The following is an 18,362-nucleotide window of genomic DNA, read 5'->3' as shown; positions in this document are numbered from 1 at the left end:
TCTTTTCCAAAAGTGACCCGCTGTAAAAGCGGAACCGCCAGCCGCCGTTACCGCAGAAACGGATATGTACTCGGTCTGATCCAGCATCCTGGTCCACCCGGAGGCCGCCATCGGGGGCAAGCCCCCTCCCACATTTGATCGGTGTATATCAGATACACCACGCCCCGGTTCCTGAAGCCTGGCCTCAACGCATATGCAAAATGATCGGGCTGCTGCTCGCAGGGTCGGTATGCCCGCGCAACTTGCCCACCGCCTGTGCGTCGACCGCATCACCGTGGTTGCCCCACGTGCTGCGCACATACGTCAGCACCTGAGCGATCTCCTGATCGGACAATTGCTCACGGAACGCCGGCATGCGGTAGGCGTCCGGCAGCCCGGCGGCGACCACCCGTTGCGAGCCGTTAAGGGTGATGTTGACGGCCGAGGCGCTTTCCCTGGCCAACGCCGAGGTAGCGCCGGCCAGCGGCGGCATCCACTCCGGTTGGCCCTTGCCGTCCAGACCATGGCAGGAGGCGCAGCGGGTCGCGTAGGTGTGGGCGCCGGGAATGTCCTGGCGCGTATCGGCCACCTGATACTGCCAGGGCGCGCCATCGCGCTGCGGGTCGCCGGGCAGGGACTTGAGGTAGCGGGCGATGGCGGCCAGGTCGTCATCGGCCATGAACTGCGTGGAGTTGTTGAACGCTTCGGTCATCGATCCGTAAACCACCGCATGCTGGTTGCGCCCGGTCTTGAGGAACTGCACGATCTGCGCCTCGCTCCAGCGCCCCAACCCGGTATTGGGGTCCTGGCGCAGGCTTGGCGCGTACCAGCCGTCGAGCAGGGCACCGGCAAGGAAGGGCGCGCCGGATTGGTCCAGGGCCTTCTCGTTGAACGCCAGGCCGCGCGGCGTGTGACAACTGCCGCAGTGGCCAGGGCCCTGGACGATATAGGCGCCACGGTTCCACAGCGCGTCCTGGCCGGGGTTGACCGCATAGGGCGCAGTCGGTGCAAAGACGCCATTCCACAGGGCGATGGGCCAGCGCATATTCAGCGGCCAGGGAATATCACTGGGGATATTCGCCTGGTTGGCCGGCTGCACGCCTTTCATGAAAAACGCATACAGCGCTTTTACGTCGTCGTCGCTGAGCTTCACGTAGGACGGGTAGGGCATGGCCGGGTACAGGCGTCGCCCGCCCGGCGCCACGCCGTGGCGTACGGCGCGGTCGAAGTCGGCGAGGCTGTAGCGGCCGATGCCATGATCGCGGTCGGGGGTGATGTTGGTGGCATGGATGGCCCCCAGCGGCGTGGCCATCTCCAGGCCTCCGGCAAACGGCGCTTTGCCCGCCAGGCTGTGGCAGGCCACGCAGTCGCTCAGGCGGGCGACATACTCGCCGCGACTGACCAGTGCCGGGTCGAAACGTGTGGCGTGTTCCTGTTCAAACGGCGAGGCGGGCTCGCGGGTGACGTACCAGGCCAGCAGGCCTGCGACGACCAGGCAGGGCAGCGCCAGCCAGCCTGCGGTTCTTGCGAATCGGCGGTTGTTCATGGACGTTCCCTGTGGGTTAACTGAAGGTGTAGCGGCTCAACGGCAAGCTGCGGATGCGCTGGCCCGTCAACCGGGCTACCGCATTGGCGACCGCCGGTGCCACGGCCGGTAACGGCGGTTCGCCGATGCCCCCCATTTTTTCGCCGCTCTCGACGATCTTCACGTGCACCCGCGCCATTCGCGACGGCGGCAGGATCGGATAAAGGTCGTAGTTGCGCGCACGTGGCATGCCGTCCACGTACACCGCTTCCTCCAGCAAGGTTTGCGACAGGCCCAGGGCCACGGCGCCGTTGACCTGGGCTTCAATGATCGCCGGGTTGACGATGCTGCCGGGGTCGATGGCCTGCCAGATGTCATGCACCTTGACCTGGCCGTTCTCGATCGACACTTCAGCGACCACGGCCGCGTGGGAGCCAAAGGGCGATGCCATGGCCACGCCACGGGCACGGCGGCTGCCGTCTTCGGCGGTGAACGGCCCGCGCTTCCAGCCGCCGGACAACTCGCCCACCGCGCGCAGCAGCGTGGTCAGCCGCGCATTGTCGCGCAGCAGGTGCAGGCGCAGTTCGTACGGGTCATGGCCGCCTTTGTCCGCCAGTTCGTCGAGGAACGCTTCGTAGAAGAAGTCGTTCAACGAATTGCCCACCGAACGCCAGTAGCCGAGCATGGCCGGACCCTTGACGTAGATCTGCGCGATGCGCTTGTTGGGGATCGCATAGCTCTTGCCCGACAGGCCTTCGAGGGCCGTGGGGTCGAGCTTGTCGCCCTGTTTGCCGGCAATCGCTTCGGTGGGGCCTTCGGTGGCGCTGACCGCTTCGATGGCCAGCGGCAGGCCCTGGTCATCCAGCGCGGCGCGGAACTTGACCACCGCGACCGGGCGCAGCACATCGCGCACGAACTCTTCTTCACGGCTCCAGATCAGCTTGATCGGACGGCCGACGGCCTTGGTCAAGGCGATAGCCTGCGGATACGGATTGGCCGAGTCGTACAGGAAATGCCGACCGAAAAAACCGCCCAGCAGCGGCGAGTGCAGGGTGATTTGTTCGAGGGACAAGCCGGTGCGCTTGGCGATGTCGGCGCGGAACATATCCGGGGCCTGGTTGGGCAGCCACACTTCCAGCGTGCCGTCGGGGTTATAGCGCGCCAGCGCCGAGGGCGGCTCCAGTTGGGCGTGATTGAGGTATTGGTTGTGATAGGTGGCGTCGACGCGGGTCTTGGCGCTTGCCAGTGTGGCGGCTACGTCACCTTGGTTTTCGTCGTCACGGGCCGGGCCCTGTTGGGCGGCGAGAAAGTCGCGGTACGTGTCGCTGGAAAAGTCCGCCGGCATGGCGCGTACGCTGGAGTCGGCGGCGGCTTCGAGCCAGTCTACCTGGATTGCTTCAACGGCCCGCTTGGCGTGCCACCAGCGTTCGGCAACCACTGCCACGGCGCCGGGCAAGGTGTGCACCGAATGCACGCCCTTCATGGCCTCGACCTGGGCCTGGTTGCGCAGGCTGCCCACGGTCATGCCCAGGCGCGGCGCGTGCTGGACGGCGGCATGGAGCATGCCGTCAACCTTCATGTCGATGCTGTACTGGGCCTTGCCGGTGGATTTGTCATAGGCATCCAGGCGTTTGACCGGCTTGCCGATCCAGCGGAACTGGCTCGGGTCGCGCAGGGTGATGCCGGCAGGGTCCGGCACCGGCATGTCCAGGGCGCGCCCGGCCAACTCGCCGTAACCCAGCGAGCGGCCCGACGCGGCGTGCACTACGCGGCCGGGCTGGGTGGTCAGTTGGGCGACCGGCACACCGAGCTGCTCGGCGGCGGCCTGCAGCAACATGGCACGGGCGAGGGCGCCGAGGCGGCGCATGGTCGGGTAGCTCATGCGCACCGACATGCTGCCGCCGGTGATGCGCATGCCATTTTCCATCACCACATAAGCCTCGCCGGGTGGGGCGGCTTCAACGGTGAACGTCGCCGGGTCGGCATCCAACTCCTCGCCGATAATCTGCGCCATGGCGGTGTGCGTGCCTTGGCCGCCTTCCATGAAGGGGCTGAGCAGGCGCACGCTGCCGTCCGGGCGGATCTCCAGGAATGCCGGCACCTGGGTGCCGCGTTCGGCGCCAGCGCCGGTGGCGGCCTGCACCCGGGAGGCGCCCAGGGGCAGGCCGAAGCCGATCACCAGCGCACCGACGGCGGTGCTTGCCAGAAAGCGTCGACGCGACAGGTTGATCGGCGCGTCCAGGGTTACGTCAGGCAGGACAGTGTTCATCAAGCGGTCTCCTTCCCGGCGGCCAAGTCATCCATGGCGGCATGGATGGCGTTGTAGGTGCCGCAGCGGCACAGGTTGACCATGGCCGCGTCGATCTGCGCCTTCGAGGGCGCCGGGGTGTGCTTGAGCAGCGCGGTGGCCGCCATCACTTGCCCGGACTGGCAATAACCACATTGCGCCACCTGGCGATCGACCCAGGCCGCGACCACGCGCTTGCCCACTTCATCGGCCTCGATGGCTTCGATGGTGGTGATCTCGCGACCGACCAGCGCCGCCACCGGCGTGACGCACGAGCGCACCACATTGCCGTCCACCAGTACCGAGCACGCGCCGCACTGGGCCAGGCCGCAGCCGTACTTGGTGCCGGTCAGGCCCAGGTCGTCGCGGATCACCCACAGCAACGGCGTGTCGGCGTCGGCATCGACCTGATAGGCCTGTTGGTTAATACGTAATTCCATGGCGGCTCACCTGCTGATCATCGGTTGGTGGTGCAAGAGTTCTTATAGGCGTGGTGCGACCGCAGGTCGCCCATCGTCGAACTCTAGACCACGGCGTAAACGCTATCTATGCAATAACCTGCAAGTTCAGAGGATCAGGCAAGTATTCAACAGTATTGGGTCAATCAGCCGGCAAATTCCCTCCCACGGCATGGCGAATACCTTCGAGCAGCATCGTGAACGCCGGGTTGTCGTTGTGCTCGCGCCAGATCAGGTGCAGTTCGCTCTGTGCGCCTTCGCCCAGGTCGATATCGCGGAACACCACGTTCTTGAACACCACACTGCTGGCGCAGCGCGGCACCAGGGCCAGGCCCATGCCGGCGTTGACCAGCGCGAGGATGGTCAGCGACGAGCCCAGCCACTGCACATACTGCGGCGCCACGCGAGCCGAGCGCAGCAGGCCGGTGAGCAATTCATTGAACGGCGGGTAGGCGGAATGGGCATACATCAGGAACGGTTGCGCATCCAGGTCGTGCACGCTGACCGTCTCTGCCTGGGCCAGCCGATGACTGCTCGGCACCGCCAGCACAAACGGCTCGCGCACCAGGCATTCGGTGGCGTAGCCGGGCTCCAGCAGCGGCGCGCGGACAATGCCCAGGTCGATGCGCCGGGCGCGCAAGGCTTCGTATTGCTGATAGGTGTTCATCTCGGACAGGTCGATCTTGACGTGGGGCTGCTTGAGCCGCGCCTCGGCGATCACCTTGGGCAAAAACTCGTACACCGCACTGCCGACGAAGCTGATGTTGACCGTACCGATATCGCCCTCGGCAAAGCGCCGCGCGGTGACCGCCGCTTGCTGGGCGCGCTCCAGCAGGTACTGCGCCTCGATGAAAAAGGCCCGGCCGGCGGCAGTCAGCGCGACGCTGCGGGTGGTGCGGGTAAACAGTTCCACGCCCAGATGATGCTCGAGCAACTGAATCTGCCGGCTCAGCGGCGGCTGGGTCATGTTCAGGCGTTCGGCGGCCCGACGAAAGTTCAGCTCGGTGGCCACGGTGGTGAAGCAGCGCAGTTGCGTCAGTTCAAACATTGATCTAATTCCGGTATCAATCCAATGCCAGGTTAGATTAGACGGGAACAATTACCAGCGTCCATCATCGGGCCTTCCCAAAAAAAACAATCAGTGGGAGTTGCCCGTGGATACCCTTCAGAATGCGCCTGACCCACGCGTGCTTGCCAGCGCCGCCGCCAAGGTCAAGCGCCATGTACTGCCGTTGTTCGTGGTGATGTTCATCGTCAACTACATCGACCGGGTCAATATCGGCTTCGTGCGCAGCCATCTGGAAACCGACCTGGGCATTGGCGCGGCGGCCTATGGCCTGGGCGCCGGGCTGTTCTTCATCGGCTATGCGATCTTCGAAGTACCGTCCAACCTGCTGCTGCAACGCTACGGCGCGCGGGCCTGGTTGACGCGCATCATGTTCACCTGGGGCGCGGCCGCGATGGGCATGGCGTTCGTGCAGGGGCAAACCAGCTTCTACGTGTTGCGCTTTATTCTCGGCGCGGCCGAAGCCGGGTTCTTTCCCGGCATCATCTATTACTTCACCCAGTGGCTGCCGGCCAGCGAGCGCGGCAAGGCCATGGCGATTTTCCTCAGTGGGTCGGCGATTGCCTCGGTGATCTCCGGGCCGGTGTCGGGCGCGTTGCTCACTGTCAGCGGGTTGAGCCTGCATGGCTGGCAATGGATGTTTCTGATCGAAGGCTTCGCCTCTATCGTGCTGTGCGGCTTCGTGTGGTTCTGGTTGCAGTCCCATCCGCACCAGGCCACGTGGCTCAGCGCTGCGCAAAAACAGGCGCTGGTCAGTGCCATTGCGCTCGAGCAACAGGCGCGCGAGGCGGGCCGGGGCGTGCGGCCGTCGATGTTCAAACTGCTCGCCGATACGCAGATCGCACTGTTCTGCTTTATCTACTTTTCCATCGCCCTGACCATTTACGGCGCCACGTTCTGGCTGCCGAGCATGATCAAGAAAATGGGTGACCTGGGTGACTTCCAGGTGGGCTTGTTCAATTCCATTCCCTGGCTGATTTCCATCGTCGCCATGTACGGCTTCGCCGCGCTGGCCAGCAAGTGGAAGCACCAGCAGGCGTGGGTGTCACTGATGCTGGTGATCGCCGCATTCGGCATGTTCATGTCCACCACCGGCGGGCCGGTGTTCGCGTTCGTCGCTATCTGTTTCGCCGCCATCGGCTTCAAGGCCGCTTCGGCGCTGTTCTGGCCGATTCCCCAGGGGTACCTGGATGCGCGGGTCGCGGCGGCGGTGATTGCCTTGATCAATTCGGTCGGCAACCTGGGCGGTTTCGTGGCGCCCACCACTTTCGGTTTGCTGGAGCAGACCACGGGGTCTATCGAAGGCGGCCTCTACGGCCTGGCGGCCATTTCACTGGTGGCGGCGGTGCTGGTGTTTTTTGCCCGCACCGCGCCGCGCAGCGGTACACCGCCGACCTCATCCACGGCACATCACACAATGCGTCCAGGTCCACAGGGAGCCGTCTCTTGAAAATTGTCCGCGTCACCGTCACCCCGATTGCCTTTCGCGACCCGCCGCTGCTTAACGCCAGTGGCATCCACGAACCTTTCGCACTGCGCTCGATCATCGAGATTGAAAGCGACACCGGTTACATCGGCCTCGGCGAAAGCTATGGCGATGCGCCGGCGCTGGCGATCCAGCAACAGGTCCAGCCACAGCTGATCGGGCTGGACCCGTTCAACCTCAACGGCCTGCGCGCTGTCGTCCAGGCCACAGTGGCGGCGTATAAACCGCAGAGCATTGCCGGCGCGGAGCTGGCGCCGGGCTCCCATGCCAGCAAAGCCGTCAGCAATGCCTATTCGGCGTTCGAAGTGGCGTTTCTCGACCTGCAGGCGCACGCGTTGAATGTGCCGCTGGTGGACCTGCTCGGCGGTGCGATTCGCGACCGGATCCCGTTCAGCGCCTACCTGTTTTTCAAATACGCCGAACATATCGATTCGCCCTACCAGCCCGACAGTTGGGGCGAGGCCCTGACTGAAGCGCAGATCGTCGCCCAGGCACGGCGCATGCTCGAGACCTATGGCTTCAAAAGCATCAAACTCAAGGCCGGTGCGCTGGAGCCGGAGCACGAGGTGCGCTGCATCAAGGCGCTGAAAAAGGCGTTTCCGGGTGTGCCGCTGCGCATCGACCCGAACGGCAACTGGTCGTTGCACACCTCGATTCGCATGGCCGAACTGCTGGGCGACGACCTGCAATATTACGAAGATCCGACGCCCGGCCTGGACGGCATGGCCGAGCTGCACGCACGCACCGGCTTGCCCCTGGCGACCAATATGGTGGTGACCGACTTTGACGAATTTCGCCGCAGTGTCGCGTTGAACAGCGTGCAGATCGTACTCGCCGACCACCATTACTGGGGCGGCCTGCGCGACACCCAAGTGCTGGCGAAAATGTGCCACACCTTTGGCCTGGGCGTGTCGATGCACTCCAACTCACACCTGGGCATCAGCCTGATGGCCATGGCCCATGTAGCGGCCGCGGTGCCCAACCTCGACTATGCCTGCGACACGCACTACCCCTGGCAGGAGCCGGACGAGGAGGTGATCAAGGGCGGCAAGCTGCCCATCGTCGACGGCTGCGTGAGCGTCACCCGTGCGCCGGGGCTGGGCCTGGAACTTGACCACGATCAGTTGGGCAAGCTGCATGACCAATACCTCAGTTGCGGTATCCGTCAGCGTGATGACGTGAAACAGATGCAGCGCTATCAACCGGACTGGAAAACGCTCAAGCCGCGTTTCTGAAGCAGGTCGCTTGCTTTGCCCGGTGACGCATCCGCGTGTGTCGCCGGGCTTTTTTTTGCCTCAGCCGACGAATCGAAACCCGCCGGCCAACTGCGCCTTTAAAAAGCCCACCAGCGCACTCACCGACTTCGGCACATGGGGCGAGTACGGCCGGATCAGGTAGATTTCATCGGCAAACGCGCCTTTGAGCGTCCAACCCTTCAAGACCTGCACCAGCTTGCCCTCGGCCAGCGCCGCATGGGCACTGAAGTCCGGCAGCAGGGCGATGCCTAGGTGGTTGAGTGCTGCGTCTCTCAAGGCTTCGCTGTTGTTGGTGGCGAAGCTGCCGGCGATGGGGATGGTCAGGCGTTCGATGTGTTCGCTGCCGCGTTCGAAGGTCCAGGCCGGCTGGTCGGTGCCGCGCGGGTAGAACAGACAGTTGTGCGCCGACAGCTCGCTAGGCGCGCCGGGTTCGCCATGGCGCTGCAGATACTCGCGGGTGGCCACCAGCACCGAGGCGGTGTCGCAGAGCTTCCAGGCCACATGGGTCTCGGGGATCTGGAAGCCATGGCGCACGGCCAGGTCGTAGCCTTCGGCAGCCAGTGAACTCAAGGCGTCGGACACGTCCAGCTGAATGCGCACCTGCGGGTATTGCTGCAGGAATTGCGGCAGGTGCGGCACCAGCTGTTGCCGGGCGAACGCTACAGGGGCGGTGAGCCGAACCAGGCCGCGAACTTCCCCGGCCTGGTCGCGCACCGAAGAAAAGCTGCGGGCGATGTGTTCATAGGCGCTGCGCACTTCGCGGGTCAATGACAAGCCGGCGTCGGTCAGTCGAACGCTGCGCGTGGTGCGCGTGACCAGCCGGGTGCCGGTGGCCTTTTCCAGGTCGGAAATACGCTGGCTCACCGCCGACTTGCTCACGCCAAGGCGCGCGGCGGCGGCGGTGTAGGTGCCTTGTTCTTCCAGCACCGACAGCCAGTGGATATGGGTCCACAGCCCTTCGATCTCAGCTTTTTCCATGGGAGCATTGTTCGCCAAATTGCACAATAAGTTCTGGATTCTGCTCTGGTTAGGAACAAAGCGAAAGCCTAAGGTGGGTGCCAACGCCAACTACCTGGAGCGCCTGCCATGTCCACTACCATCGAGCACTACATCAACGACCAGCGCGTGAGCCGCGATGATCGCTATCAGGACGTCTACAACCCGGCCACCGGCGAAGTCACCGCGCGCGTGGCCTTGGCCAGCCGCCAGACCGTGGCCGAAGCCGTCGCCGCCGCCCAGGCTGCCTTCGCCGGCTGGGCCGACACCCCGCCGATCCGCCGTGCCCGTGTGCTGTTCCAATACCTGCACCTGCTGCGTGAACGCAAGGACGACCTGGCGCGCATCATCGTCGCCGAACACGGCAAGGTCTTTACCGATGCCCAGGGTGAAGTCGACCGTGGCATCGACATTCTCGAATTTGCCTGCGGCATTCCCAACCTGCTCAAGGGCGAACATTCCGACCAAGTCTCCCGTGGCATGGACAACTGGACGATGCGCCAGCCGCTGGGGGTGGTGGCCGGCGTGACCCCGTTCAACTTCCCGGTGATGGTACCGATGTGGATGTACCCGATTGCCATTGCGGCGGGCAATACCTTCATCCTCAAGCCCAGCCCCACCGACCCGAGCGCCTCGTTGTTCATGGCCGAACTGCTGCGTGAAGCGGGCTTGCCCAAAGGCGTGTTCAACGTGGTGCAGGGCGACAAGGAATCGGTGGACGCACTGATCGAACACCCGGACGTCAAGGCCGTGAGCTTCGTCGGGTCCACGCCGATTGCCCAGTACATCTACGAGAGCGGCGCGCGCAACGGCAAGCGCGTGCAAGGCCTGGGCGGCGCGAAAAACCATATGGTGGTGATGCCCGACGCGGATATCGAGCGCACCGTCGATGCCCTCATGGGCGCCGCCTACGGCAGTGCCGGCGAGCGCTGCATGGCGATCTCGGTGGCAGTGCTGGTGGGGGATGTGGGCGACAAAGTCATTGCGGCCTTGACCGAACGCGCCAAAACACTGCGCATCACCGATGGCCGCGATTTGAAAGCCGAGATGGGGCCGATCGTGTCGAAGGTGGCGCTGGAACGTATCAGTGGCTATATCGAACAGGGCGTACAAGCCGGCGCGCAATTGCTGCTCGATGGCCGTGACTACGTGCCCACCGAGGCCGGCCTGGAAAATGGCTTCTGGCTCGGTGCCACGCTGTTCGACCACGTGACCCGGGACATGAGCATCTACCGCGAAGAGATCTTCGGCCCGGTACTGGCCTGTGTGCGCGTCAACGATTTCGCCGAAGCCGTGAAGCTGGTCAACGACCACGAGTTCGGCAACGGCGTCAGCTGCTTCACCCGTGACGGCCACATCGCCCGCGAATTTGCGCGGCGCATCGAAGTGGGCATGGTCGGCATCAACGTGCCGATCCCGGTGCCGATGGCCTGGCATGGTTTTGGTGGCTGGAAGAAGAGCCTGTTCGGCGACATGCATGCGTATGGCACTGAGGGTGTGCGCTTTTACACCAAACAGAAGTCGATCATGCAGCGCTGGTCGGAGAGCATTGAGCAGGGCGCGGAGTTTGCGATGCCGGTGTCCAGGTAAAGTCTTACAGACCCCGCAAGTCCAAGTGTGGGAGGGGGCTTGCCCCCGATAGCAGAGTGTCAGGCACTGTATACGTGGCTGATACAGCGCAATCGGGGGCAAGCCCCCTCCCACTTTTTTTGCGTGTTGGCGCTGAATTGACGTGCGAAACATAAAAGTCCATTATGGAATTATAAGTACAAATCGTCACGTCCCGTTTTTCTTCACTCTTGCAAACCAACAACCCGCGAGAACCCGATCATGAAGAAACGCCACCTCATCCCCGCCCTGGCCCTGAGCCTGCTTGCCTCCAGCCACCTGCTGGCCGCCGAGAGAACCCTGCGTATCGGCATCGACGCCGCTTACCCGCCGTTCGCGTCCAAGACTCAGGACGGCAAGATCGTCGGTTTCGACTACGACATCGGCAACGCCCTCTGTGCGCAAATGAAGGTCAAGTGCGTGTGGATTGAAGGTGAATTCGACGGTCTGATTCCGTCCCTCAAGGTCAAGAAAATCGACATGGCCCTGTCGTCCATGACCATCACCGAAGACCGCAAGAAGTCGGTGGATTTCACCCACAAGTATTACTTCACCTCCTCACGGCTGGTCATGAAGGACGGCGCGGTGGTGGATGACCAATACGCCAGCCTCAAGGGCAAGAACGTCGGCGTACAGCGCGCCACCACCACCGACCGGTATGCCTCCGAGGTGTTCGAGCGTAGGGGCATCAACGTCAAGCGCTACAGCAATAACGAAGAAATCTACATGGACCTGGCAGCGGGGCGCCTGGATGCGATCTTTGCCGATACCCTTCCCCTGAGCGACTTCCTGTCGATGCCACGCGGCCAGGGCTACGCCTTTGTCGGCCCGGAACTCCAGGATCCGAAATACGTGGGCGAGGGCTCGGGGATTGCCGTGCGCAAGGGCAATACGGCGTTGGTCAGCGCGTTGAATGCTGCCATCGACGGCATACGTGCCAGTGGTGAGTACCAGAAGATTTCCCAGCAGTACTTCAAGGCCGATATCTACGGCGACTGATCCCAACTGTTCGAACCCTTGTAGGCGCGAGCGTGCTCGCGAAGGACTCACAGGCGCCGCGTTAACCAGAACCCATGCGTTATCGGCGAGGTTCTTCGCAAGCACGCTCGCGCCTACAGGTGGTCAAGCCTTTAACTCTTTCAAATGCTTGTAGACCGTGGCCCGCCCCATGCCCAGCACATTGGCCACGTAGTTGGAGGCGCTCTTGCCCTTGAACGCACCTTCGGCATGCAGCGCGAGCACCAGTTCGCGCTTGTGGTCGCGGGTCAGCAGGTTGAGGCTCAACTGGCGTTCGCGCAGCCAGGCGTGAAGGAACGTGTTGATGCGTTCCTGCCAATCATCGCGAAACAGCGCGTCCGGCTGGGCGATCAGCTTGCTCGGAGACAGGAACATATCGAGCGCCGCCTTGGCGGTCTCAAACATTGAGATATTCAGGTTGATACACAGCATGGCCAGCCGACGACCTTTATGATCGTGCAGCACTGTGCTCAGGCTACGAATTTTCTGACCGTCCCAGTTGAGCTTTTCGTAAGGGCCGATATTCACTTCGCTGACGTCACCGGCCAGCATGTCATCCAGCGACGAGTCATCCCCCAAGCTGCGTTTAGACAGATTGTTGGCGATATAGTCGACGGTTTGCGTACGCAAATCATGCAGCACCACTTCCGCATGCGGGAAGAACAGGGTGGCGATCGCATCGGCGATCCCACGAAAGTTCTGCATGACAGTGTCTTGTTCGGCGATGGTCATCAATGGGGCTCCAGGCGGACGGGGGAGAGCATACCAGCGTCCAGCCCGAACCGCGTGAGTGCCTCGGGCAGTGTCGCGCCTCGCACCAGTGCGGCGCTCGCCTGGCCCATGGCCGGTGACGTCTGGATACCATAACCACCCTGTGCCGCCACCCAGAACAACCCCGGCACCCGCAGATCAAAACCGGACAGCAAATCACCGTCGTGCACAAAACTGCGCAGCCCGGCCCAGGTGCGTATCGGGCGGCGGATGGTCAGGGTGGTCGCCTCTTCAATCTGGTAGATGCCCATGGCGATATCCAGCTCTTCGGGCTGTACGTCCTGGGGCTCCACCGGGTCGGCGTTGGCTGGCGAGCCGAGGAACACGCCGGCATCCGGCTTCATGTAGAAGGCTTCGTCGAGAGCTACCAGCATTGGCCAGTCATGGCTGTTCACACCGTCGGGACCTGCGAAGATAAATGCCGATCGGCGCTTGGGCTGCAGGCCGATGGACGCCGCACCCGCCAGGCCGCCGATATGGTCGGCCCAGGCGCCAGCGGCGTTGATGATGATCGGGGCGGTGAAGTTCGCATCCTGGGTATGCACATGCCAGAGGCCGTCGGACTCGCGGCTCAAGCTCAGCACATGGCTGTCGGTGCGCACTTCGCCATTGTTGCGGCGTATGCCGCGCAGGTAGCCCTGGTGCAGGGCATCGGTGTCGATGTCGCACGCCGTGGGGTCATAGATGGCACCGTGGACCTTTTCCCGGCGCAGGATCGGCAAGCGTTTGCAGGCCTCGTCGGCGCTCAAGCGCTCCACCTCTGCCACGGTGGCTTTGGCGCTCCGGTATTGACTATCGAGCTCGGCCGGATCGCCGGTGAAATCGACGGTCATTTCGCCCCGCGGTGTGAGCAGTGGGTGTTCGCAGAAACCTGCTGGCGGCTGGTCGAAAAACGCCCGGCTGGCCAGGGTCAGCGCGCGTACTTGAGCAGTGCCATACGCTGCGCTGTAGAGCGCCGCCGAGCGCCCGGTGGAGTGATAGGCCGGGTGGTTTTCGCGCTCCAGCACCAGCACTTTGCCGTGCTGCGACAACCAGAACCCGGTGGACGCCCCCGCGATGCCACCGCCGATGATGATGAAGTCTGCGGTGCGGGCCGGGGTCTGGTCGATCATGACGGTATTGGACATGGAAGCCTCGAACTGAACGTGTTTGTCTATTATGGACATTTAATTCCGGTTCGCAATAATCCAAGAAAAAATGCGGCCAATGTGGGAGGGGGCTTGCCCCCGATAGCGGTGGGTCAGCTATACCTCTGTGACTGATCCGCCATCATCGGGAGCAAGCCCCCTCCCACAGTGTTGACCGCGTTCAGGCAGGGGCTTTGGTGTCGGTCAGGCACTCGATGGACCGATCAACCGTGGTCTTGGCAATTTCCAGCAAGTGCCACACCGCCAGGATTTTCGCCCGCGCGGGGCTTTGCAGCAGCTCGCCGCAATCGAGTGCGGTGGCGGAGGCGCTGTCGAGCAAGCTGGCGGTGTAGAGCAGGGCGTCTTCGAAGCTCAGGTCTTCGTTGACCGAGTGGAAGCCTTGGGCGGGCAGGTAGTGGTCGATGGCGCGGTTGAAGGCGGCGCGGTCTTTTGCGGGATCGTGGGGTGGGTCGGGTAGGACTTTGTTCATGGTGTAACTCCGGAATGATCATGGAGCCAACACGCTTCGCGACTAAACGTAGGGTGGCGGCTGTACGCAGGTTAGTCGACCGGTCCGGAGCATCCGGCGCGCCCGAGGGCGCCCCGCGCACAGCCACCATAAAAACATCATGGAGCCAAACGCTTGCTCGAAATCCGGGCGACTAAACCCGATCACTGATTTGGCAGTGACGGAGCGCAGACTAGCCACCGATTCCAGCAGGCACAAGGCGCCAGGGATTGTCTAGGAAACGTCCTGCAATTTAAAGGGACATGCCTTGCTGGCCCTTTAAAAACCATGACCAAATGCCACCAATCCCAATGTTGAAAGGCAGACAAATGTGGGAGGGGGCAAGCCCCCTCCCACAGGGTTATTCAGTGTTGGTAGGCGTTGGGTTTACCGCCGTCCCGCCCGCGTGCTCACGTCCACCCACACCGCCAGCACCAGGATGCTGCCCTTGACGATCATCTGCCAGTAACTGTCCACGTCCAGCATCGACATGCCGTTATCCAGGCTGGTAATCACCAGTGCCCCGAGCAACGCGCCATACACCGTGCCCGAGCCGCCGCGCATCGAGGTGCCGCCGATAAAGCACGCGGCAATCGCGTCCAGTTCGCCCATGTTCCCCGCTGACGGTGAGCCGGCGGCCAGGCGTGCGGTGTTGACCAGGCCGGCCAGCGCACACATCACGCCCATGATGCCGAAGATCCACAGTTTCACCGCCTGCACGTTGATACCGGACAGCCGCGTGGCCTCCATGTTACTGCCCACCGCATACACGCGGCGGCCGAACACGGTCTGGCTGGTGACGTAGCTGAACACGCCGAGCAGCACCAGCAGCAGCAACACCGGCACCGGGATGCCGTCGTAGCTGTTGAGGGTGGTCACGAACCCGGCCAGCACTGCGCCGATCAGCACCACGCGCAGTGCGTCGCGCATCAGGGCATGCGCGGTCAAACCATGCAGTGCGCGGTTGCGCCGCTGCTTCCAGGTGAGGAACAAGGTCAACGCAAACAGCAGGACACCCAGGCCAATGCCCACCGAATGCGGCAAATAGCCCTGGCCCACGTACACCAGCGACGGCGACACCGGCGCGATGGTGGTGCCGCCGGTAATGCCCAGCAGGATCCCGCGAAACGCCAGCATCCCGCCCAGGCCGACAATGAACGAAGGGATGCGCAGGTACGCCGTCATATAGCCGTTGGCCAGGCCGATCATCAGGCCGCACAACGCGACCAGGCTCAGGTTGGCCAGCAGTGGGATGTGATAAACCACATCCAGGATCGCCGCCAGCCCGCCCAGCAAGCCCAGCAATGAGCCGACCGACAAATCGATTTCGCCGCTGATGATCACCAGCACCATGCCGCACGCCAGTATCCCGGTGATGGACATCTGCCGCAGCAGGTTGGACAGGTTGCGCGGCGTGAGGAAACCGCCGTCGGTCTGCCAGCTGAAAAACAGCCAGATGAACGCGACGGCGATCACCAGCGCGAGCATTTTGTAGCGGGTGAAAAGCTGTTTGACCTGATTCATCTACGCGGTCTTCCGATCGTTATTATTTTGGCTGAGCGCAGCGGCGAGTACCTGTTCCTGGGTGAGCCCCTGGTTGATGAAGTCGCCCCGCAGCTGGCCGTCGCCGATCACCAGCACGCGGTTGGACACGCCGAGCACTTCGGCGAGTTCCGACGACACCATGATGATCGACACCCCCTCGGCCGCCAACGCGCCCATCAGTTTGTAGATCTCGTACTTGGCGCCCACATCCACCCCGCGCGTGGGCTCATCCAGGATCAGCACCTTGGGCTTGGCCATCAGCATTTTCGCCAGCACGGCTTTTTGCTGGTTGCCACCGGACAGGCTGGTAATCGGCAGGAACGGGCTGGCGGTTTTCAGGTGCATGCGGGCGATCTGCTGGTCGATGCTGCCCAGTTCGGCCTCGGCGTCGATGCGGGTCAGGTGGGCATAGCTGTCGAGCACCGCGAGGGTGATGTTCTGGCCCACGCCCAGGTCGGGGATGATGCCCTGGCGCTTGCGGTCCTCGGGCACCATGCACAGCCCGGCGCGGATCGACTTGAGCGGCGTACGCGTGTCGATCACCTGGCCTTCCAGCCACACCTCACCGCTGTAGCGGCCGGGGTAGGCGCCGAACAATGCCGACACCATCTCCGTGCGCCCGGCGCCCACCAGCCCGGCAATACCGAGGATTTCGCCACGCCTGAGCACGAAGGAAACATCGTCGACGCGTTTGCGCCTGGGGTTGTCGACGTCGTAGCAGGTGACGTTGCGCGCTTCGAATATCACCTCACCCACCTCATGGGGTTCGGTGGGGTAGAGGTTACTCATCTCGCGGCCGACCATTTGCGTGATGATCTGCGCGATGTCCATGTCGGCCATGGCGGTGGTTGCGATGTGCTTGCCGTCACGAATCACGGCGATGGTGTCGCACACCGCCGCCACTTCATCGAGCTTGTGCGAAATGTACACGCAGGCCACGCCCTTGGCCTTGAGGTCACGGATAATGTCCAGCAGCACGTCGATTTCCGAACGGGTCAGGGCCGAGGAGGGCTCGTCCAGGATCAGCAGGCGTGCCTGTTTGTTGAGAGCCTTGGCGATCTCCACCAGTTGCTGGTAGCCGCCGCCATACTGCGACACCGGCAGCGCCACATTCATGTCCGGCACCTTGAGTTCACGCATCAACGCCTCGGCGCGGCGCAGCATCGCCGGGTAATTCATGCGCCCGCCGGGCAGGGTCAACTCGTGACCCATGAAGATGTTCTCGGCCACCGACAGGTCGGGCACCAGGGTCAGTTCCTGGTGGATGATGACGATGCCGGCGGCTTCGGTTTCGCTGATGGACTGGGCTTTGAGCGGCTGCCCGTCCCAGAGGATTTCTCCCTCCCAGGTGCCATACGGATAGACCGCCGACAGCACCTTCATCAGGGTGGATTTGCCGGCACCGTTTTCGCCGCACAACCCGACGCACTCGCCGGGCCGTACGTTGATGTCGATGCCGTTGAGGGCGTTGACACCGCCGAAGCGTTTGACGATGCCGTTCATTTGCAGCAGGTAGTCGGACATGGGAAAGGCTCACACAAATAGGCTGGCCCCCACCCCTGCAGGAGCGAGCTTGCTCGCGAATAACGTCAACGATAATGCGCGCTTGCTGGATAAACGCGGCGCTCTCGGGTTTTTCGCGAGCAAGCTCGCTCCTACAGGGGGCGAGGTTTTATCGAGGCAGTCATCATTGCCCGCCGATTTGCTCTTTGGTGTAGAACCCGTCCTTCTCCAGCACGTCGATATTGGCCTTGGTCAGCGGTGTCGGGGTGAGCAGGATGGTGTCGACCTGCTTGCTGCCGTTGTCGTATTGCGAGCTGTAGGTGGGCTTTTCATTGCGCGCCAACTGCACCGAGAGGTTGGCCGCCTCGGTGGCGATCAACTTGAGCGGTTTGTAGACGGTCATGGTCTGGGTACCGTCGATCACGCGCTTGATCGCCGCCAGGTCGGCGTCCTGGCCGGAAATCGGCACCTTGCCCGCCAGCTTCTGCGCGGCCAGGGCCTGGATCGCACCGCCGGCGGTGGCATCGTTGGAGGCGACGATGGCGTCGATCTTGTTGTTGTTACGAGTCAGGGCGTTCTCGACGATGCTCAGGGCTTCGGTGGGGTTCCACTCTTTCACCCATTGTTGGCCGACAATCTTGATATCGCCCTTGTCGATGGCCGGTTGCAGCACCTTCATCTGGCCTTCGCGCAGCACCTTGGCGTTGTTGTCGGTCGGCGCGCCACCGAGCAGGAAGTAATTGCCCTTGGGCGCCGCTTGCAGCACGCCGCTGGCCTGCATTTCGCCGACTTTTTCGTTATCGAAGGAGATGTAGGCATCGATGTCCGCATTGAGGATCAGGCGGTCATAGGACACCACCTTGATCCCGGCCTTCTTGGCTTCGGCCACCGCGTTGGTGAGCACCGTGGCATTGAACGGCACGATCACGATCACATCGACGCCACGGGAGATCAGGTTTTCGATCTGCGAGATTTGCTTCTGCTCGTTGGCATCGGCGGACTGCACGAACACCTTGGCATCGAGTTTCTCCGCCGCGGCGACGAAGTAGTCACGGTCGCGGGACCAGCGCTCCAGGCGCAGGTCGTCGATGGAAAAACCGATTTTCGGGTGAGCCGAATCGGCCATCACCGGCAGGGCGAGCAGGGCCAGGGCAGTGGCGAGCAGCGTACGTTTGAATGACTTCATGGTGGTGCGTCCTTTTATTGTTGTTGGAAAAGACACAGCGTGGT

Annotated in this window: 15 protein-coding genes; 4 read left to right on the top strand and 11 right to left on the bottom strand. The window is 62.9% G+C overall.

What is annotated here, in order from left to right; translation table 11 throughout:
* Nucleotides 1–184: 184 nt before the first annotated feature.
* The 4 genes from BFQ04_RS22980 to BFQ04_RS22965 all read right to left on the bottom strand — a co-directional run bounded on the left by BFQ04_RS22980 (nt 185) and on the right by BFQ04_RS22965 (nt 5,297).
* Nucleotides 185–1,525 (bottom strand): c-type cytochrome, encoded by a 1,341-nt coding sequence (locus tag BFQ04_RS22980; protein ID WP_065952785.1) that lies wholly within the window; start codon nt 1,523–1,525, stop codon nt 185–187.
* Nucleotides 1,526–1,541: 16 nt separating this feature from the next.
* Nucleotides 1,542–3,773, bottom strand: coding sequence for a xanthine dehydrogenase family protein molybdopterin-binding subunit (locus tag BFQ04_RS22975; RefSeq protein ID WP_065952784.1), 2,232 nt, complete (start codon nt 3,771–3,773; stop codon nt 1,542–1,544).
* Nucleotides 3,773–4,231, bottom strand: a complete 459-nt coding sequence (locus tag BFQ04_RS22970) for a (2Fe-2S)-binding protein (RefSeq protein WP_065952783.1) — start codon at nt 4,229–4,231, stop codon at nt 3,773–3,775. The genes BFQ04_RS22975 and BFQ04_RS22970 overlap by 1 nt, the downstream gene beginning before the upstream one ends.
* Before the next feature lie 160 nt (nt 4,232–4,391).
* Nucleotides 4,392–5,297, bottom strand: coding sequence for a LysR family transcriptional regulator (locus tag BFQ04_RS22965; RefSeq protein ID WP_065952782.1), 906 nt, complete (start codon nt 5,295–5,297; stop codon nt 4,392–4,394).
* 106 nt (nt 5,298–5,403) lie between these two features.
* Between BFQ04_RS22965 and BFQ04_RS22960 the strand changes: the two genes are divergently transcribed.
* The gene (locus tag BFQ04_RS22960; protein WP_065952781.1) at nt 5,404–6,765 is read left to right on the top strand and encodes an MFS transporter; all 1,362 of its coding nucleotides are present in this window, start codon (nt 5,404–5,406) and stop codon (nt 6,763–6,765) included.
* Nucleotides 6,762–8,036, top strand: a complete 1,275-nt coding sequence (locus BFQ04_RS22955; RefSeq protein WP_065952780.1) for a glucarate dehydratase family protein — start codon at nt 6,762–6,764, stop codon at nt 8,034–8,036. Before BFQ04_RS22960 ends, BFQ04_RS22955 begins: the two co-directional genes overlap by 4 nt.
* Nucleotides 8,037–8,096: 60 nt before the next feature.
* Here the strand turns inward: BFQ04_RS22955 and BFQ04_RS22950 are convergent, their stop codons facing one another.
* A complete protein-coding gene (locus BFQ04_RS22950) occupies nt 8,097–9,035 on the bottom strand; it encodes a LysR family transcriptional regulator (RefSeq protein ID WP_065952779.1) in 939 nt (312 codons plus the stop codon).
* Between the two features lie 108 nt (nt 9,036–9,143).
* On the opposite strand from BFQ04_RS22950, the gene BFQ04_RS22945 reads away from it, so the two are divergent.
* Nucleotides 9,144–10,643, top strand: coding sequence for a CoA-acylating methylmalonate-semialdehyde dehydrogenase (locus BFQ04_RS22945; protein ID WP_065952778.1), 1,500 nt, complete (start codon nt 9,144–9,146; stop codon nt 10,641–10,643).
* 240 nt (nt 10,644–10,883) lie between these two features.
* Nucleotides 10,884–11,660, top strand: coding sequence for an ABC transporter substrate-binding protein (locus BFQ04_RS22940; protein ID WP_065952777.1), 777 nt, complete (start codon nt 10,884–10,886; stop codon nt 11,658–11,660).
* 123 nt (nt 11,661–11,783) lie between these two features.
* On the opposite strand, the gene BFQ04_RS22935 is transcribed toward BFQ04_RS22940, so the two are convergent.
* The 6 genes from BFQ04_RS22935 to xylF all read right to left on the bottom strand — a co-directional run bounded on the left by BFQ04_RS22935 (nt 11,784) and on the right by xylF (nt 18,318).
* The gene (locus tag BFQ04_RS22935) at nt 11,784–12,410 is read right to left on the bottom strand and encodes a helix-turn-helix transcriptional regulator (RefSeq protein ID WP_065952776.1); all 627 of its coding nucleotides are present in this window, start codon (nt 12,408–12,410) and stop codon (nt 11,784–11,786) included.
* Nucleotides 12,410–13,576: an NAD(P)/FAD-dependent oxidoreductase gene (locus tag BFQ04_RS22930; RefSeq protein ID WP_232790591.1), complete on the bottom strand. Its 1,167-nt coding sequence runs from the start codon at nt 13,574–13,576 to the stop codon at nt 12,410–12,412. The genes BFQ04_RS22935 and BFQ04_RS22930 overlap by 1 nt, the downstream gene beginning before the upstream one ends.
* 181 nt (nt 13,577–13,757) lie before the next feature.
* Nucleotides 13,758–14,066, bottom strand: a complete 309-nt coding sequence (locus tag BFQ04_RS22925) for a DUF6124 family protein (protein WP_065952775.1) — start codon at nt 14,064–14,066, stop codon at nt 13,758–13,760.
* A gap of 405 nt (nt 14,067–14,471) precedes the next feature.
* Entirely contained in the window at nt 14,472–15,608 is a 1,137-nt protein-coding gene (locus BFQ04_RS22920; RefSeq protein WP_065952774.1) for a sugar ABC transporter permease, read from the bottom strand.
* Complete coding sequence (gene xylG, locus BFQ04_RS22915) at nt 15,609–17,153, bottom strand: D-xylose ABC transporter ATP-binding protein (protein ID WP_065952773.1); 1,545 nt, start codon at nt 17,151–17,153, stop codon at nt 15,609–15,611.
* A 163-nt stretch (nt 17,154–17,316) separates the two neighbouring features.
* Entirely contained in the window at nt 17,317–18,318 is a 1,002-nt protein-coding gene (gene xylF / locus BFQ04_RS22910) for a D-xylose ABC transporter substrate-binding protein (RefSeq protein WP_065952772.1), read from the bottom strand.
* Nucleotides 18,319–18,362: the final 44 nt, after the last annotated feature.

The organism is Pseudomonas sp. 37 R 15 (genome assembly GCF_900004865.1).
Taxonomy (GTDB): Bacteria; Pseudomonadota; Gammaproteobacteria; order Pseudomonadales; family Pseudomonadaceae; genus Aquipseudomonas; species Aquipseudomonas fluorescens_AM.
Note: the sequence above shows the minus strand (reverse complement) of the source record. Positions and strands in the feature narration are given on the sequence as shown.

What these genes read in the sequence shown, in the direction of transcription:
- BFQ04_RS22980 (WP_065952785.1), bottom strand. Translation starts at nt 1,525, where the DNA reads ATGAACAACCGCCGATTCGCAAGAACCGCAGGCTGGCTGGCGCTGCCC.
- BFQ04_RS22975 (WP_065952784.1), bottom strand. Translation starts at nt 3,773, where the DNA reads ATGAACACTGTCCTGCCTGACGTAACCCTGGACGCGCCGATCAACCTG.
- BFQ04_RS22970 (WP_065952783.1), bottom strand. Translation starts at nt 4,231, where the DNA reads ATGGAATTACGTATTAACCAACAGGCCTATCAGGTCGATGCCGACGCC.
- BFQ04_RS22965 (WP_065952782.1), bottom strand. Translation starts at nt 5,297, where the DNA reads ATGTTTGAACTGACGCAACTGCGCTGCTTCACCACCGTGGCCACCGAG.
- BFQ04_RS22950 (WP_065952779.1), bottom strand. Translation starts at nt 9,035, where the DNA reads ATGGAAAAAGCTGAGATCGAAGGGCTGTGGACCCATATCCACTGGCTG.
- BFQ04_RS22945 (WP_065952778.1), top strand. Translation starts at nt 9,144, where the DNA reads ATGTCCACTACCATCGAGCACTACATCAACGACCAGCGCGTGAGCCGC.
- BFQ04_RS22940 (WP_065952777.1), top strand. Translation starts at nt 10,884, where the DNA reads ATGAAGAAACGCCACCTCATCCCCGCCCTGGCCCTGAGCCTGCTTGCC.
- BFQ04_RS22935 (WP_065952776.1), bottom strand. Translation starts at nt 12,410, where the DNA reads ATGACCATCGCCGAACAAGACACTGTCATGCAGAACTTTCGTGGGATC.
- BFQ04_RS22930 (WP_232790591.1), bottom strand. Translation starts at nt 13,576, where the DNA reads ATGTCCAATACCGTCATGATCGACCAGACCCCGGCCCGCACCGCAGAC.
- BFQ04_RS22925 (WP_065952775.1), bottom strand. Translation starts at nt 14,066, where the DNA reads ATGAACAAAGTCCTACCCGACCCACCCCACGATCCCGCAAAAGACCGC.
- BFQ04_RS22920 (WP_065952774.1), bottom strand. Translation starts at nt 15,608, where the DNA reads ATGAATCAGGTCAAACAGCTTTTCACCCGCTACAAAATGCTCGCGCTG.
- xylG (WP_065952773.1), bottom strand. Translation starts at nt 17,153, where the DNA reads ATGTCCGACTACCTGCTGCAAATGAACGGCATCGTCAAACGCTTCGGC.
- xylF (WP_065952772.1), bottom strand. Translation starts at nt 18,318, where the DNA reads ATGAAGTCATTCAAACGTACGCTGCTCGCCACTGCCCTGGCCCTGCTC.